The following is a 16,373-nucleotide window of genomic DNA, read 5'->3' on the forward strand; positions in this document are numbered from 1 at the left end:
CGCCAGTTTAATTAGTCAAGTGAATAATAATTTGTTTTTCGTTTACACTACTTTCAAATCCCATAGTGTAGCCGAGAGATCCTAAAATATTTTCTAGGCTTTGTCTTTCGAACTTGCCTGTTCCTTCATACTTCAATTTTTCAACACCCTTACCAACAACTGTAATGTTTACATTATACCATCTTTCGAGTGTTTTTATGATGTCGGACAGGTACATGTCATTGAAGTAGAGGTTGTTTTCTTTCCATGACAAAACATAATCAGGGTTAAAAATTGTCTTTAGCCATTCTTTAGACGTTTTGTCAACGGTTATTTGTTCGTTCGGTGATAGTATAACTTTTGCATCTTTTAAAGAAACATCTGTACGGTTCACTTTTACCTCACCAGTGGCTAGCGCAATCGAAGCATTTTCCTCGTCTTCATAGTCGCGAACATTGAATGAGGTACCTAAGGCCCGAGTGACCAAATGTGTTGAAGTGACTGTAAATGGTAGGTTTTTGTTTTTGGTGACTTCAAAAAAAGCTTCACCGTCTAGTTGTATCCTTCTGTTATTAAGACCAAAACTGTCATCGTAAGTGATAGTGCTTTCTGAATTTAGGGTAACCTTGGATCCGTCACGTAAGAGAATTGAACTTCTTTGCCCTTTTGATGTAGTCTTAGTGATTTGCCGTGCAACTGGTGTTTTTACTGCAACAGGAGCTCTATCTGTGAAAAAGAATCCACCTGCCAGAGTCAATAATAGTATTGAAAACACAACTAATACGGAGGGGTTGGCTTTTCGTCTCGGTGGAACGGATATTTTCTTAGACTCAGCCTTTACCTCTTCGGCTTGTATTGCTGCTTTTACACCTTTTAAAATACTTTCCTTGTCGAGGGTTTCTTTAGATTCATCGGGTGTTTTATCCCAAATTGATTTTAGAAGTTCGTTTGTATCATTTTCATCAAGATCGTTGACTAACCATGTATGCAGCTGGTTACGCTCCTCCTCCGAGCAGTCATCTTTTAAAAAATGATACAAAACGTTTTTGTCTTCCAAATTCACTAGTGTCTATTTATTAATACACCATAAAATGAAGTAGCCGTTACTCCATTCGAAACTTTTTTCTAAATCGAGATAGAATCGGAATAAGCATGGATTGTTTTTATCGCCTTTCTGATCTGTCCTTCGACTGTATTAACAGAGATGTTCAGTTGCTCACTTATCTCTTTATTGGATAGCCCTTCCAGTCTACTCATTTTAAAAATTAGCTTTCGCCTTGGTGGTAAACCTTCAATTGCTTTGAGCAACGTGCTCTCCATTTCTTTAAAGAGCACCTCTTCCATCGTGGAGTTTCGAATCAATAGATCGTCAGATAGCTCTAATCCATTTTTATGTTTCAAGTTATCTCTAATCTTGTTCAAAGTTAGATTCTTGGCAATCCTGAAAAGTAGATTATCCACCGATAGGTTTAAATCTAATTTTTCTCTGTTACTCCAAAATTTTACGAATACATCTTGACTGACTTCTTCAGCCTCTTCTCTCGATTTCAATAAAGAAAATGAAAAGTTATAGACCTTTCCTAGGTTTAAGTGTACAAACTTTTCTAGAGCCTTTTCATCTCCATTTTTCACTCTTTCCAACAGCCTCATAATACCTCCGAAGCTTTAAGTGAAAGAATTAATTAATGTGAAATTCAGAATTGAATGATAATTGGAATTGTCTGTGGTACGACCTGTTGTTAATCTGTGCATAGTTGTTGTCGATTGAGTTTGATAAAAAAATTATGACCTTAATGAGATCGTAACGCAACAAGTCCATCCAAGTTGAGTAAAACATGAATTTTTACTCAAATTGACTGAATTTCTTCCCTATTAACACAATTTTGATGCAGTTCTGCCCTTAGTAGGCTTAAAAAAACATGGCTCCACTCGAATAAATCGAATGGAGCCATGATCCATTAATTGTTTGAGAATAAGCTATTCTATGACAGAAATGGCTTCTTCTACTTCGTCTAATTTAATTTCTTTTTTGTCGCTGTCTAAGTCCACTTTCAGGTCTTCACCGTGAGATGCTGTACCCTCAATATTACCGAGGATTGGTGCGATCACTAGTCCAATTAGACAAGTAAGTTTAATCAAGATGTTCATTGATGGCCCAGAAGTGTCTTTGAATGGATCTCCAACAGTATCACCCGTTACGGCTGCTTTGTGAGCTTCAGACCCTTTAAATGTCATTTCGCCATCTATTTCTACACCAGCTTCGAAAGATTTCTTCGCGTTGTCCCAAGCACCACCAGCGTTGTTCTGGAAGATTGCCCAAAGTACTCCTGAAACTGCTACACCTGCCATGTAAGCACCTAGCGGCTCAGCACCCATAAGGAATCCAATTAGGATTGGGAAGATGATTGTGATGGCACCTGGCAACATCATTTCTTTGATAGCAGCCTTGGTTGAGATATCAACACATTTGCCATATTCTGGAGTCGCAGTTCCTTCCATGATACCTGGAATTTCTTTGAACTGACGTCTAACTTCTTTTACCATTTCCATGGCGGCTTTACCTACAGATTCCATAGCAAGTGCCGAGAATATTACAGGAATCATACCTCCAATGAAAAGTGCAGCTAATACATCTGCTTTGAAGATGTTAATTCCATCAATACCAGTAAATGTTACGTAAGCTGCAAATAATGCCAAAGCAGTAAGTGCTGCAGAAGCAATGGCAAAACCCTTACCGATCGCAGCAGTTGTATTCCCTACAGAATCAAGAATATCTGTTCTTTCTCTTACTTCTTCCGGTAATTCACTCATTTCTGCAATACCACCTGCGTTGTCCGCGATAGGACCGAAGGCATCAATGGCCAATTGCATAGCGGTAGTTGCCATCATGGCAGATGCAGCAATACCTACACCGTAAAAACCAGCTAGTTCATAAGCACCCCAAATCGCTCCAGCAAAAAGGATAATTGGTGCAAAAGTTGATTTCATACCAGTCGCTAAACCAGCGATAATGTTAGTAGCTGCTCCAGTTGATGAATTTTGGATGATGCTCATTACAGGTTTTTTACCGATCGCTGTGTAGTATTCCGTGAAGTAAGAAATAGCACCTCCTACAAATAGACCTACTAATACAGCTCCAAATACTCTTAATGAAGTTATTTCAACAATACCTTCACCAAAGAGCCTCATTTGCATTGTGCCTGGTAAAAGTAAATCGATAAGGAACCAACATGCAATTCCTGTTAAAACGATTGATCCCCAGTTTCCTTTGTTTAATGCAGATTGAACTTCTGCCTCTTTCGCATCATTATTTGAGATCTTAATGATCATAGCTCCCAAAATCGAGAATACAATACCAACACCCGCAATGACTAACGGAAGAAGGATAGGGCCAATACCACCGAAATCATCGGCAACAACACCACCCATATCTCTGATCACATAGTTTCCTAGTACCATAGAGGCTAAAACGGTTGCCACATAAGAACCGAATAAATCGGCACCCATTCCAGCAACATCACCCACATTGTCTCCTACATTATCTGCAATTGTCGCTGGGTTTCTGGGATCATCCTCAGGAATACCTGCCTCAACTTTACCGACAAGGTCAGCTCCAACGTCAGCAGCTTTAGTATAAATACCGCCACCAACTCTGGCAAAAAGTGCAATAGATTCAGCACCTAATGAGAATCCAGCTAGTGCTTCTAAAACGACAATCATTTGATCTACACCGCCGTTGTCCATGCTTCCACTCATAAAGAATTGGAATAGGAAAATGAAGAGGATACTTAATCCAAAAACGGCTAATCCTGCTACACCAAGGCCCATTACAGTACCACCAGTGAAAGATACTTTTAACGCATGAGAAAGACTTGTTCGAGCAGCTTGTGTTGTTCTTACGTTCGCGGCAGTGGCTATTCTCATACCGATGTTACCAGCGAGGGCTGAGAAGAACGCTCCAATAACGAATGCTACTACTATAAAGATGTGAGTAGTTTCTACGAGCGTAGATACTATTCCTAATAAAATTCCTGCGATTACAACAAAAATGGCAAGTACTCTGTACTCAGCGCTAAGAAAGGCAAGTGCTCCTTCTCTAATGTAATTCGCAAGACTTTGCATTTTTTCTGATCCTGCATCTTGACTGTTTACCCATCGTGCTTTCACGATCATGACTAACAAACCAATTAAACCCAGAGCGGGTACTGCATAAAGTAGATATGACATATTTAAGGTCGTTTTTTTTAAAGACCCGCAAAGATAAAAGAAGCGTTAGAAAATGAAAAGCATGAGCCAATAATCTGGCAATCAGAATTGCCAGAAAAGCTAGTTTTTTAGCGAATAAGTCCAAGTCAGATCAGCTTGAAGTCTGCTGACCTAAATTTCTTAAGGTTTCAAGGCGCCAACGCCTCCGTCTATACCGATTACTTGTCCTGTAATCCAAGATCCTTCGTCAGATAAAAGTAAGGTGGCCATGTGCGCTAAATCTTCTGGCCGACCAAATCTACCAATCGGGTGTCTTTTATTAGAAGCTTCTTTTTTATCATCATTTGCCAAAAGCCTTTCTGCCAAAGGTGTTTCAGTAAGCGATGGAGAAAGTACATTGACCCTGATTCTGTGCATACTCCATTCAGCGGCTAGTGATTTCGCCAAACCTTCTACAGCTCCTTTAGCTGTTGCTATCGATGAATGGAAATTCATACCCAACTTTGCAGCTACTGTACTAAATAAAACGACAGAAGGGTTGTCTGACTTTTTTAAGGCCTTGAATGAGGCTTGAAGTACTCTGATAGCTCCTAAGACATTGATTTGAATATCTTGTTGGAACTCATCTGTCTTTAGTCTGTGAAATGGCTTTAGATTGATTGAACCTGGCGCATAAACAACGCCATCCAATACCTCTGGTAAAAAGCTGAAATCTATTTCATCTGAGGTAACATCTATCGTATAATGTTCTACACTAGAAATGTTTGGGTTTTGCCTAGAAGCTGAGATGACTTTAGCGCCCTTGGCTAAAATCATCTCCGTGATACTTTTACCAATTCCTGAACTGGCTCCAACGATGAGTATAGTTTTACCCTCCATTATTTGATTTTGTTGTTGACATATGAGAAGAACTCGCTCTTAGTGCCTTCTTCTTTAAATTTTCCAGAAAACTGGGCTGTCACAGTACTACTGTTCACATCCTCAACTCCTCTAGATGAAACACACAAGTGTTCTGCATCAATTACTACTGCCACATCTTCGGTTTCTAGAATCTCTTTTAATTCATTAGCAATCTGCACCGTTAGTCTTTCTTGGACTTGAGGTCTTTTTGCATAATAATTTACTATTCGATTGATCTTAGAAAGACCTATCACTTTACCACTTGAGATATAAGCCACATGTGCCTTGCCAATGATCGGTACGAAGTGATGCTCACAATTTGAATAAAAGGTGATATCCTTTTCTACCAGCATTTCATTGTACTGATACTTGTTTTCAAAGAGGGCTATTTTTGGTTTGTTTTCAGGATTTAGTCCGCTGAAAACTTCTTTGATATACATTTTGGCTACCCTTTTTGGAGTCCCCTTAAGGCTGTCATCTGTAAGGTCAAGTCCCATAATATCCATAATGTCCCTGAACTTATCTTCAATAAGAGACATCTTAAGGTCATCATCTATATTAAAGGCATCCTCCTTTAAAGGTGTATCGTATGATGTGCCAATATGCTCATCACCAATCTCGTCTATTGTCAATGTATTAGGCTGGGTATTCAACATAATTTCTTTCGGTCTCGTATAGTGTTACTTTTAAATCAAGATGTTCCTCGATTTTGTTTCTTAAAATGTCATAGATCACTACAACTATATTTTCTGCTGTTGGGTTAAGAGATTTGAACTCTTCCACATCTAGATTTAAGTTTTTATGATCGAATTTGTCGGCTACATGCTCTTTAATCAGATCGCTTAGCAACTTCATATCATATACATAGCCTGTATCCGGATCTGATTCACCACTTACCTTCACTATGAGCTCATAATTATGGCCGTGATAATATTTGTTATTACACTTTCCAAAAATTTCTTCGTTCTTTTCGTCGGACCAATTCGGATTATGTAATCTATGGGCAGCATTAAAATGCTCCTTTCGATAAACTGCTACTTTCATTCCTGATTTTTTCAATGAGTAAGAAGTCTGCTTACTACTTTCTGTTTAATGCATGTACAACATGAGTGAAAAGAGATTTGTTCAAGAAAAATCGATTTCCTCGATAAAAGTCTACTAAAATGATAGGCTGAGTTTATAAATGAGATCTTCCTGAGGAGCGATCAGGAAAAAAATGGCATCTATTTTGTCTTATTTCTAAGATTTGAGGCTCCTTTTACAACTTAAGATGTGTCTATGACATCTTGTGACATTCGTTTACCCTTCCATGACAAACCCACTCGAAAACCCCCGTTCATTTGAGTAAGAATTCGCAAAAAAGATAAAGCGGAGACTTATGAAGATCAAAAACAACAAAAACTCAAAAAACAGAATCATGAAAAATCAAATCAAAACTTTAGCAGCAGCAGCAATATTTATGGCCAGCGGATTTTTAGCATCAGCTAACGAATCCGAAAGAGAAATCTCTCTTACTACTGAAAATCAAAAAGCAGTTGTATTGAAAATGGACAACGTTAAAGCTGGAACTCAAATTTCACTTTTGGATGCAAATGGCAAAGTGTTATTCCAAGACCAAGCGGACGCAGAAGCCTACGGTAAGGTATTCAACCTTTCAAAATTAGAAAAAGGTCAATTACAATTAGAGATCGAAAACGACGAAACTTTAGAGGTTATGTCAATTGAAGTAACTGAGCAGTCAGCTAGAATTGAATCATCTAGTAAGCAGTTAATCGAGAAGCCAATTATCAAGCATAATGGTGAAGGCATGAAAATCTACTTCGGTAATGATCATGATGGAATGAAGGTTTCAGTTTACGATGAGCAAGGCGCTCTTGCTTTCAGAGACAATGTAGAATCTAATGGTGCAATGAAAAGATACGATATCTCAAAATTGTCATCAGGAAAGTATAAAGTACAGTTTACTGCAGACGGCAGAAGCTTTTATCATACAATCACTCTAGATTAAAAGTGCAATTTTAAATGGAGGTATGGCCCCGACTAACAAGTCGGGGTTTTTTTGTGGACGATTATAGACGTTAATAGTTACAGTGTTTCAAAAACGTAGCATTACTGTTCAAAAGTGTACATGTAATTCCGACAAAGAGAAACAGAATTAGCATAAGTATCAGTAAATCAATGTGTTATGATTTTTGGCACGTGTGTTGGAGAAAAGAAGACAGGTCAGTTGCTTTGGTCAGCAACTTTTACAAACTCAAAATAAACAACAAGGTCATGAACTCGACAATATTAAACAACTTAGATACACTAAAGCGCAGGGTAATTTTAGCCCTCGGTGTTTTGGTAGGACTTAGCACTTTGGTACTTGCAAATCCAATTAAAGATGAGGCAAGGTTAACAAGAGAAGAGGCTAACGAATTAATACTCATCATTAAGAAAGAACTTAAAATTGACGATTACGAAGCAGTTTTAGTTTTTGACGAAGAAGAGGGGATTTTCGAAGAGGTTAAGCCACTTCAAATAATTAAAGTATATGATAGTGAGGATGAGCTTTTATTAGAAGCTCCAATCCAAAAGCTTCAAGAGTCTAAGAACAAGCATTTACGTAAACTCTTAAATGCTAGTGATTTTCTTACCGAGTATGAAAACACGAAGTACTACAGACTCGATATTTAAGGTCAGATAATAATCAAAAAAAGGACTCCGATTAGGAGTCCTTTTTTTATGCATCTAAATCTAGAGATGGAGGAATTACTCCTGCACAATTAAAAGAGGGCTTTCATTTTATGAAAGCCCTCTCGAATTTTACTGAGTGTATTAATTAATCTCAGATGTTTAGGATAGGACAAGTATAGAGTAGAAATTTTAAGTGTGCAAATGCACAAAGTCCGTCTAAGACTGGATTTATGGCGTTTTGAGTGTCAATGAATTCACTTTAGATGTAAACGACTAGATTTTAGATTTATAAAAGTCGGGATTTTTTCACAGCATGGAGAAGCTAAATGTTCATAGGCCATAAATAACAAAGGCTACCTCAATAGGTAGCCTTTGTTATAGTTTACAATATATACTAGCAATGTTCTTCAAAAACATCGGCTAGATGATTACCAATAATCTCTGCTGAACGTCCTTCAATGTGGTGTCTTTCAACAAAATGAACTAGCTCACCATCTTTAAATAGTGCGACAGAAGGTGAAGATGGAGGGAATGGTAGGTGGAATTCACGAACCTTTGATGTTGCTTCAATGTCACCACCAGCAAAGACTGTTGTTAGGTTGTCAGGTTGCTTATCTGAAAGCTTTAATGCCATTTTCACACCTGGCCTTGCAGTACCAGCGGCACAACCACATACGGAATTAATTACAACAAGTGAGGTGCCTTTATGATCAGTCAAGTGATCTTCTACAGCCTCGGCCGTCTTTAATTCAGTAAAGCCAGCTTCAGTCAACTCTTGTCTAAATGGGACTAATAAATGTTCTGGATACATATTTTTAATTTTTAATTTTTCTTTTGATTTACATAAAGCCCAATTCTAGCTTGGCCTCTTCAGACATCATGTCTTGGGTATAAGGAGGGTCGAAAGTAAGTTCAATCTCTACATCATTCACTCCTTCGATTTCTTTGATCCTCTGTTTGGTTTCTTCAGGTATTATCTCTGCTGCAGGGCAGGAGGGCGAAGTTAGTGTCATCAAAACGTAGACGTTATTTACTGGAAAAACATTAATCTCATAAATCAAACCGAGCTCATAAATATCAACAGGGATTTCCGGATCGTAAACGGTTTTGATTGCCGCTACAACGTCATCTCTCAGGTTTTCTTTAATTCCGTCTGTCATCTGATACTAATATTTAATTCCGCTGTTGCTCAGTTTTAGCCGAATACGCTAGCCCGTATATCTTCATTTGTTTCATCATAGCACCCAAACCATTTGAACGTTGCGTACCGATGAATCGATTTAAGCCTATTTTATCAATAAAGTAAAGGTCAGCATCTACAACTTCTTGAGGCGTTCGGTTCGATAATATTCGAACCAAAATACTAACCAACCCTTTGGTAATAGCCGTGTTGCTATCTGCGGCGAAAACAAGCTTGTCTCCATCAGCTTTCGCGTTGAGCCAAACCTTTGATTGACAACCCTTAACGATGTTGTCATCAGTTTTCAAAGATTCTTCCATGTCAGGAAGTTGATTTCCAAGTTCCATGATATATTCGATGGTCATTTCTAGGTTGCCATCTAGCATAGAAAATTCCTCGGCTATTTCGTCTTGTATGTCATTAACTGACTGACTCATGGTTATTTGAATTTGCTTATAATGACTTTTAATGCTTCAATAAAAGCGTCTATTTCTTCTTTGGTGTTGTAAACCGAGAATGAGGCTCTAGCAGTTCCCTCAATGCAAAAATGATCCATTAAAGGTTGTGTACAATGATGTCCTGTTCTAACAGCGATACCTTTGGCATCTAGCCACATGCCCAAATCGAAATGATGAATGCCTTCAACTTCAAAAGATATTACACTCACTTTTTCTTTAGCGGTACCGACAATGCGAACTCCTTCGATAGCACTTAGCTTCTCGGTGCCATACCTCAAAAGTTCACTTTCGTAAGCAGCTATGTTTTCTTTGCCCAGTTCATCGATAAATTCTATCGCTTTCTTTAGGGCAATTACATTCGCTATATCAGGTGTACCTGCTTCAAATTTATAGGGGATATCGTTGTAAGTAGTCTTACCAAACGAAACTTCCTTAATCATTTCACCACCACCTTGATAAGGAGGCATTTTCTCTAAAACGGAGCGTTTACCGTATAGAATACCCAAACCAGTTGGTCCGTACATTTTATGCGCTGAAAAAGCGAAGAAGTCTACGTCCAAATCTCGGACGTCAACTTTTAAATGCGATGTTGATTGCGCTCCGTCTACTAAAACTTTTGCGCCTACGCTGTGGGCAATTTTAGTGAGCCTCTTCACTGGGTTAACAGTGCCCAAGGTATTTGAAGCATGATTAAAAGCGACCATTTTCGTTTTAACCGTAATTAATTTCTCTGCTTCTTCCAGTAAGATTTCACCTTCTGGATTTATTGGCATGACTTTCAAACTAGCACCGCGCTCTTCACATATCATTTGCCATGGGACGATGTTAGAATGATGCTCCATTGTTGAAATCAAAACCTCATCACCAGCATTTAAAAACTTTCTTCCCCATGAGCTTGCCACAAGGTTGATGCTTTCAGAAGTACCTTTTGTGAAAATGATTTCTTCAGCTTCGTTGGCTCCAATAAAGTTTTGTACAGCCTTACGGGTTTCTTCAAATGCTGCTGTAGCCCTTTCGGCTAAGGTGTGAATTCCTCTATGAATATTTGCATTGTCATGCGCATAGTAATAGGAGAGGGCATCCATCACCCTTTGAGGCTTCTGGTTTGTCGCTGCATTATCAAAATAGATCAGCGGCTTCCCGTTCACCTCTTGGTGAAGTACCGGAAACTCTGATCTAATTTTCTCAATATCTAAAGTCTGATGCTTAACTATACTTGACAAGGTTACACCTCCAGTCTTTTTGAAATTATATCTTCAACATATCGTTGAAGTGCTTCAATCTCTAAATTCTCTATCACGTCACTTGCAAACGCATTGAGTAATATGGCTCTTGCGTGCTCTTTTTTGATCCCTCTCGCTTGTAGATAAAACAAGGCATCGTTATCAAGTTGACCTGTTGTACAACCATGAGAACACTTCACATCATCAGCCCAAATCTCAAGCTGTGGTTTAGTGTTAATTGTTGCATCGTTGGTTAACAGGATGTTTTTATTTGACTGAAAAGCATTCGTTTTTTGAGCTTCTTGTCTCACGAAAATCTTACCATTAAAAACACCTTTAGACTTATCGTTTAGGATGCCTTTATAGAGTTCATTTGAATAAGAGTTAGGCTCAATATGATCTACTACCGTATGGTTATCTACATGGGTTTTTCCATTAAGTAGATAGAGCCCATTCATGTAGGCCTCACAACCTTCACCATTCAATTTGATTTCTAGGTTGTTTCGAACCATAGCACCATCTAAAGCGATCGTATTGGCAGTGAACGTACTATCTCTTTCTTGTGCTATCGCTATGTTAGACATGTGGTAGGCATCGGTGGTGTCGTTTTCTATTTTGAAATACTTGGTGTTAGCATTTTTATCCACGAATATCTCATTCACCACATTAGTAAATGATTTGTGTTCACCGATAGTATCAAACTTTTCGATAATAGTGATCTGAGATGACTTACCGACAGCAACTATGTTCCTTACATTATAGATAGATTGACTTTTACTACTATCTCCAATAAAATGTAAAGCAATCGGCTTATCTATGATTACATTATCGTCGACCTGAATAAAGAATCCATTTTGACTAAATGCTGTATTTAGTGCGACAAAGGCATCTTTTTCTGCGTTGGCATGTTTGCCGAAATAACTTGAGAGTGTGTCAGTATTCTCTTTGGCAGCAGTTGCAAAAGTTGTGACAGTTAGCCCTTTTTCATCGATCTGATCCGATAATTCAGCACTGTATTTACCATTTACAAATACACAATTATAAGCATCTAGATTTTCAATTTTCACCCCTGAAACAACGGTTGCACTTACAGTGTCGGTATTTTCAGGTGTATTGAAATCGATATTCTTTTCAATTGCCTTGGTAAAGTTTGTGAATTTGTACTCTTCGTCCTTGGGCGCTGGGAATCCTTTGTCCTTCAATACATCAAAGGCATTTTTCCTTACACCATGAATGGAAGATTTACTCTGACCATTTAAACCTTTTTCGAACTCATCGAAACGGTCTAATAAGGTGTCAATGATTGACTGGCCTGCTAATTTATCCATGTCTTAAACAGTTGCGTCAGCTTCTTCTTTAATCCAATCGTATCCTTTAGCCTCAAGTTCTAGTGCTAAACTCTTATCGCCAGATTTTACAATACGACCGTTATATAATACATGTACATGATCAGGTACAATGTAATCCAGTAACCTTTGGTAGTGAGTCACTACAATGGTGGCATTGTCTTGAGATTTCAGCACATTGACGCCGTTAGCTACAATTTTCAATGCATCGATATCTAAGCCAGAATCAGTTTCGTCAAGAATAGCCAATTTTGGCTCTAGCATAGCCATTTGAAAGATTTCGTTTCGTTTCTTTTCTCCACCAGAGAACCCTTCGTTCAATGATCGGCTTAAAAGTGATTGGTCTATTTCAACCAATTTCATTTTCTCCTTCATCAATTTCAAGAAAGAAACAGCATCCAATGGTTTTTCACCGTGGTGCTCGCGTACCTGGTTGATGGCGGTCTTCATAAAGTTGGTTGTCGATACTCCGGGGATTTCTACTGGGTACTGGAATGCCAAGAATACACCTTCTCTGGCTCTTTCGTCGGCATCCATATCCAATAAATCTTTACCTAAGAAATCTACTGCTCCACCGGTAACTTCGTAATCTTCTCTACCTGCCAAAACAGATGCGAGTGTACTTTTACCGGAACCGTTTGGTCCCATGATCGCGTGAACCTCTCCAGGTTTAACTTCAAGGTTAATACCTCTCAGTATTTCCTTTTCTTCTATTCTTGCTTGTAAATTATTTATGCTTAGCATAGCGATTGTGATTTCTAATTTTTTTGATTTTGACTTTTAGGGCGGTAGTAACCTTTTAGTACTAACCTACCGATCCTTCTAGGGTTAAAGCCAATAGCTTTTGGGCCTCAACGGCGAATTCCATTGGTAATTGATTCAACACCTCTTTTGCATACCCATTTACGATGAGTGCTACAGCTGATTCTTCGTCAATACCTCTTTGTTGACAGTAAAAGATTTGATCTTCACCGATTTTCGAAGTAGTGGCTTCATGTTCTACATGTGCCGACTGGTTTTCAATATCTATATATGGGAAAGTATGTGCACCACACTTATTACCCATCAACAAGGAATCACATTGTGAGAAGTTTCGAGCATTTTCAGCACGTTTCATCACTTTTACCTGTCCGCGATAGCTGTTTTGAGAATATCCAGCTGATATTCCTTTCGATACGATTCTAGATTTGGTGTTTTTACCAATGTGAATCATTTTAGTACCTGTATCAGCCTGTTGGTGGTTGTTAGTTACTGCCACGGAGTAGAATTCACCTTGAGAATTGTCACCTTTCAAGATACATGAAGGGTATTTCCAAGTAACTGCCGAACCTGTCTCTACTTGGGTCCATGAGATTTTTGAATTATCTCCCTCACAAATGCCTCTCTTCGTTACAAAGTTGTAAATCCCTCCGTTTCCGTCTTTATCACCTGGGTACCAGTTTTGTACGGTAGAGTACTTTACTTCTGCGTCTTTTGCTGTTTTGATTTCTACAACTGCGGCATGCAATTGATTTTCATCACGCATCGGTGCTGTACAACCTTCTAAATAGCTTACATAAGAACCTTCTTCGGCTACAATCAGTGTTCTTTCGAATTGGCCAGTGTTGGCAGCGTTGATTCTAAAGTAAGTGGAAAGCTCCATAGGGCATCTTACACCTTTAGGGATGTAAGCAAATGAACCATCTGAGAAAACAGCTGAATTTAGGGCGGCAAAGTAATTGTCTGTAACAGGAACTACGCTACCCATATGTTTTTTGACTAATTCTGAGTGTTCTTTAACGGCTTCTGAAAATGAGCAGAAGATAATTCCCAATTTGCCCAGTGTATCTTTAAAGGTAGTTGCAACAGAAACGGAGTCAATTACAGCATCTACAGCTACGCCTGTAAGTCTTTTTTGCTCTGTTAGAGAAATACCGAGTTTCTCGAAAGTTGCCAGTAACTCAGGATCTACCTCATCTAAAGATTTAGGAGAGGCACCTTTTTTAGGTGCTGAATAATAAATTAAATCTTGGTAGTCAACTTTTGGGTATTTGACGTTTGGCCATTCAGGTTCTTCCATTTTTAGCCAAGCTCTATAAGCATCTAAACGCCAATTAAGTAACCATTCTGGCTCTTCTTTTTTCGCTGAAATAAACCGGACAATGTCTTCACTTAAACCTTTGGGCGCTTCATCTGCTTCAAGGTCTACAGTCCAGCCAAATTCGTATTCTTTATTTGTGAATTCCTCTAAAATCTGGTCGTCGGTACTCATTAATTCTTATTTAGAATGATTTCAAATACAAAGGTACAACCTAAAACCTTAACTAAAGGTTTCAGCTTTCTTTTTTATTATTCTGGTATAGAGCTAATCGCCTAAAAGTTGCTTTTGATTACTAGTGTAGGCTGATACTTCGGTTCATTGTTTCCTCTAGAATAACGAAGGTTTCTGTGCGTTCAATCCCATCTACTTTTTGAATCTTATCATGTAAAATATCCTTTAAGTGATCGGTACTTTTGGCGTAAATTCTTACGAACATACTATAGTTTCCTGTGGTATAATGAATTGAGGTGATCTCTGGGATTTTCGCAAGCTGGGCGGCTACCTGGTCATAAAGTGAGCTTTTGGATAGAAAGACGCCCAGAAAGGAGCCAACCGTATAGCCTAGCGCATTAAGGTTTAGGTCAAGTGAAGCACCTTTAACAACGCCCATTTTTTCAAGCTTATTCATCCTTACATGAACAGTACCACTAGAGACAAAGGCTTTTTTGGCTACTTCTGTATAAGGTTTTTTCGCGTTGTGCTGAAGCAGAGAAAGGATTTTGAGATCTACGTTATCGATTTCGTAATTATCGGGCATAATTTGGCGTGTCAAATATTGATATCATAATAAAAGTAGGTATATATTAATTAATCTCTAAATATATACTCAATCGATTATCGATATTTTAAAGAAAGCGTTAGATCTATTACATTTGAAACAGTTTCAAACGAGAAACAATCAAGTATGAAAATAATGTAGGGTGATGAAACAGGCAGCCATGCCCTCCTTTCCCGAGGGTGGAGAAATAGAAATAAATCTAAACTACCGTTAAGACTAATCTCTCTGTGAAGGTTCGAATCCTTCTCCTACAGCTAGCGCAATCATTTTTTCCGAGAACTTCACATGTTGGAGTTCTCGTTTTTTTTAAGAGTTATTTAAGTTCTTTAGGTTGGAAAATATCAAAGACCAGAGTATCCTCATCTTCGGATGTTTTTCTTATCATCAAACCATTTGGAGTAACTAGAATTGAGGTCATATCATAGATCTTAGACTTTTCGAAGGTCTTTTCACCGATGTAATTGAATTGATCATCGTATATCATTATTGAGAAGTCGAGGCCTTCATATTTGGCACCGTTTTGTACATTTCTGAATTCATTAATTGAGTAAGGTAGTTTAGCTATTCTGTAGATGAGTTGGTTATAAGGGTCGGATATAATAGCATGATATTTAGATGTTATGAAATTGTATTCATGAAATTCATTTGAGGCATAGATTTCTGCATTAATCTTCTTACCGAAACCTTTTAGTATGCCTACTTTTGGGTTTTTTAATTCGATGTAATTGATGTTTAAGTCTTGATCAACGGTCATTATTCTATGGTCAAGAGGGTAGCTGATTAGTAGAGTTCCATCTTGAGTAACTGTATTTGACGCTCGAAAAGAGTTGGCGTCTCCGAGTAAGGAAACATCGTGCTCATCATAAAGCTTAAGCTCTTTTGGGATTCTTTCAGTCTTTTTGTTCTTGTCTAAAGGCAGTACTAACAAAGGTGAAGGGCCGTTGGGAAACCATGAAATACGACTAGTGAATAAAATTTTGTTTTCACGAATGACTAGTGAGCAAAGCGTAGTAAAGACGGCCACAGGGTACTCAGGTCCAAGTGACTCGATAGGTGCCTCCCAATAATTACGAATTTTCGCTTTTGAATTGATTAAAAAGATTTTTTCTTGAACAATAGAGTAGATGAAAATCGAGTCTGGACTAATAATTTTGAAGTTCTTTGGCGATCCGTCCATATCAATCAAGGCATCAGGTCCGTAGGTGTTTAATCTAATGGTTTGGGTCAAAGCCTTCTGGTCAAGGGAAAGTATTTTTATGGAGTTATCAGGTTGGTTATAGTGGGCCAAAAAGTTTTCCTCTAGATATCGGAAGTATTGAAACTGTGGGCTTCTTTGGACACTCATTTTGTCTAAAGGCAATTCAATTGTTTTGGTAAAAGCCAAAGACAGTTGACCAGGTTCTTCAATTTTATTTTCAGGCTGAGTTTGGCAGGATAAGACTAAAAGAAATAGTAGAAGTAAAGAATTGCGCATAGTGTGTTTAGTTAGTTGAATATCGGTTTAATCATTTACACTTTTTACCGTTAGGATGGATTTTTGAATTTCT

Annotated in this window: 17 protein-coding genes; 2 read left to right on the forward strand and 15 right to left on the reverse strand. The window is 38.2% G+C overall.

The genetic code is table 11. From position 1 onward, the window contains the following. Positions 1-7: 7 nt before the first annotated feature. The 6 genes from BFP71_RS11610 to BFP71_RS11635 all read right to left on the reverse strand — a co-directional run bounded on the left by BFP71_RS11610 (position 8) and on the right by BFP71_RS11635 (position 6,129). Complete coding sequence (locus tag BFP71_RS11610; protein ID WP_069835630.1) at positions 8-1,042, reverse strand: FecR family protein; 1,035 nt, start codon at positions 1,040-1,042, stop codon at positions 8-10. A gap of 62 nt (positions 1,043-1,104) precedes the next feature. Next, positions 1,105-1,629 (reverse strand): RNA polymerase sigma-70 factor, encoded by a 525-nt coding sequence (locus tag BFP71_RS11615; RefSeq protein ID WP_069835631.1) that lies wholly within the window; start codon positions 1,627-1,629, stop codon positions 1,105-1,107. Between the two features lie 327 nt (positions 1,630-1,956). Continuing rightward, positions 1,957-4,206, reverse strand: coding sequence for a sodium-translocating pyrophosphatase (locus BFP71_RS11620; RefSeq protein WP_069835632.1), 2,250 nt, complete (start codon positions 4,204-4,206; stop codon positions 1,957-1,959). Between the two features lie 159 nt (positions 4,207-4,365). Further along, complete coding sequence (locus tag BFP71_RS11625; RefSeq protein WP_069835633.1) at positions 4,366-5,064, reverse strand: SDR family NAD(P)-dependent oxidoreductase; 699 nt, start codon at positions 5,062-5,064, stop codon at positions 4,366-4,368. Continuing rightward, a complete protein-coding gene (gene folE / locus BFP71_RS11630; RefSeq protein WP_069835634.1) occupies positions 5,064-5,741 on the reverse strand; it encodes a GTP cyclohydrolase I FolE in 678 nt (225 codons plus the stop codon). Before folE ends, BFP71_RS11625 begins: the two co-directional genes overlap by 1 nt. Further along, positions 5,722-6,129 (reverse strand): 6-pyruvoyl trahydropterin synthase family protein, encoded by a 408-nt coding sequence (locus BFP71_RS11635; protein WP_069835635.1) that lies wholly within the window; start codon positions 6,127-6,129, stop codon positions 5,722-5,724. Before BFP71_RS11635 ends, folE begins: the two co-directional genes overlap by 20 nt. A gap of 373 nt (positions 6,130-6,502) precedes the next feature. On the opposite strand from BFP71_RS11635, the gene BFP71_RS11640 reads away from it, so the two are divergent. Next, positions 6,503-7,093, forward strand: coding sequence for a collagen binding domain-containing protein (locus BFP71_RS11640; protein WP_141719747.1), 591 nt, complete (start codon positions 6,503-6,505; stop codon positions 7,091-7,093). A 266-nt stretch (positions 7,094-7,359) separates the two neighbouring features. Then, the gene (locus BFP71_RS11645) at positions 7,360-7,761 is read left to right on the forward strand and encodes a hypothetical protein (protein ID WP_141719748.1); all 402 of its coding nucleotides are present in this window, start codon (positions 7,360-7,362) and stop codon (positions 7,759-7,761) included. Positions 7,762-8,155: 394 nt separating this feature from the next. Here the strand turns inward: BFP71_RS11645 and BFP71_RS11650 are convergent, their stop codons facing one another. The 9 genes from BFP71_RS11650 to BFP71_RS11690 all read right to left on the reverse strand — a co-directional run bounded on the left by BFP71_RS11650 (position 8,156) and on the right by BFP71_RS11690 (position 16,300). Then, positions 8,156-8,572: a BrxA/BrxB family bacilliredoxin gene (locus tag BFP71_RS11650; protein ID WP_069835638.1), complete on the reverse strand. Its 417-nt coding sequence runs from the start codon at positions 8,570-8,572 to the stop codon at positions 8,156-8,158. A 28-nt stretch (positions 8,573-8,600) separates the two neighbouring features. Continuing rightward, the gene (locus tag BFP71_RS11655; protein WP_069835639.1) at positions 8,601-8,921 is read right to left on the reverse strand and encodes an SUF system Fe-S cluster assembly protein; all 321 of its coding nucleotides are present in this window, start codon (positions 8,919-8,921) and stop codon (positions 8,601-8,603) included. Between the two features lie 13 nt (positions 8,922-8,934). After that, the gene (locus BFP71_RS11660) at positions 8,935-9,378 is read right to left on the reverse strand and encodes a SufE family protein (protein WP_069835640.1); all 444 of its coding nucleotides are present in this window, start codon (positions 9,376-9,378) and stop codon (positions 8,935-8,937) included. Positions 9,379-9,380: 2 nt separating this feature from the next. Then, positions 9,381-10,622: an aminotransferase class V-fold PLP-dependent enzyme gene (locus BFP71_RS11665; protein WP_069835641.1), complete on the reverse strand. Its 1,242-nt coding sequence runs from the start codon at positions 10,620-10,622 to the stop codon at positions 9,381-9,383. A 2-nt stretch (positions 10,623-10,624) separates the two neighbouring features. Beyond that, positions 10,625-11,950 carry a Fe-S cluster assembly protein SufD gene (gene sufD, locus BFP71_RS11670; protein ID WP_069835642.1) on the reverse strand — a complete coding sequence of 442 codons (1,326 nt, stop codon included), beginning with the start codon at positions 11,948-11,950 and terminating at the stop codon, positions 10,625-10,627. 3 nt (positions 11,951-11,953) lie between these two features. Next, positions 11,954-12,712, reverse strand: a complete 759-nt coding sequence (gene sufC / locus BFP71_RS11675; RefSeq protein ID WP_069835643.1) for a Fe-S cluster assembly ATPase SufC — start codon at positions 12,710-12,712, stop codon at positions 11,954-11,956. A gap of 61 nt (positions 12,713-12,773) precedes the next feature. Continuing rightward, positions 12,774-14,219, reverse strand: a complete 1,446-nt coding sequence (gene sufB / locus BFP71_RS11680) for a Fe-S cluster assembly protein SufB (RefSeq protein WP_069835644.1) — start codon at positions 14,217-14,219, stop codon at positions 12,774-12,776. Positions 14,220-14,340: 121 nt separating this feature from the next. Next, positions 14,341-14,805, reverse strand: a complete 465-nt coding sequence (locus BFP71_RS11685) for an Lrp/AsnC ligand binding domain-containing protein (protein ID WP_069835645.1) — start codon at positions 14,803-14,805, stop codon at positions 14,341-14,343. Positions 14,806-15,139: 334 nt separating this feature from the next. Then, complete coding sequence (locus BFP71_RS11690) at positions 15,140-16,300, reverse strand: DUF4221 family protein (RefSeq protein WP_069835646.1); 1,161 nt, start codon at positions 16,298-16,300, stop codon at positions 15,140-15,142. Positions 16,301-16,373: the final 73 nt, after the last annotated feature.

Source organism: Roseivirga misakiensis (assembly GCF_001747105.1).
In the GTDB taxonomy this organism is placed as follows: domain Bacteria; phylum Bacteroidota; class Bacteroidia; order Cytophagales; family Cyclobacteriaceae; genus Roseivirga; species Roseivirga misakiensis.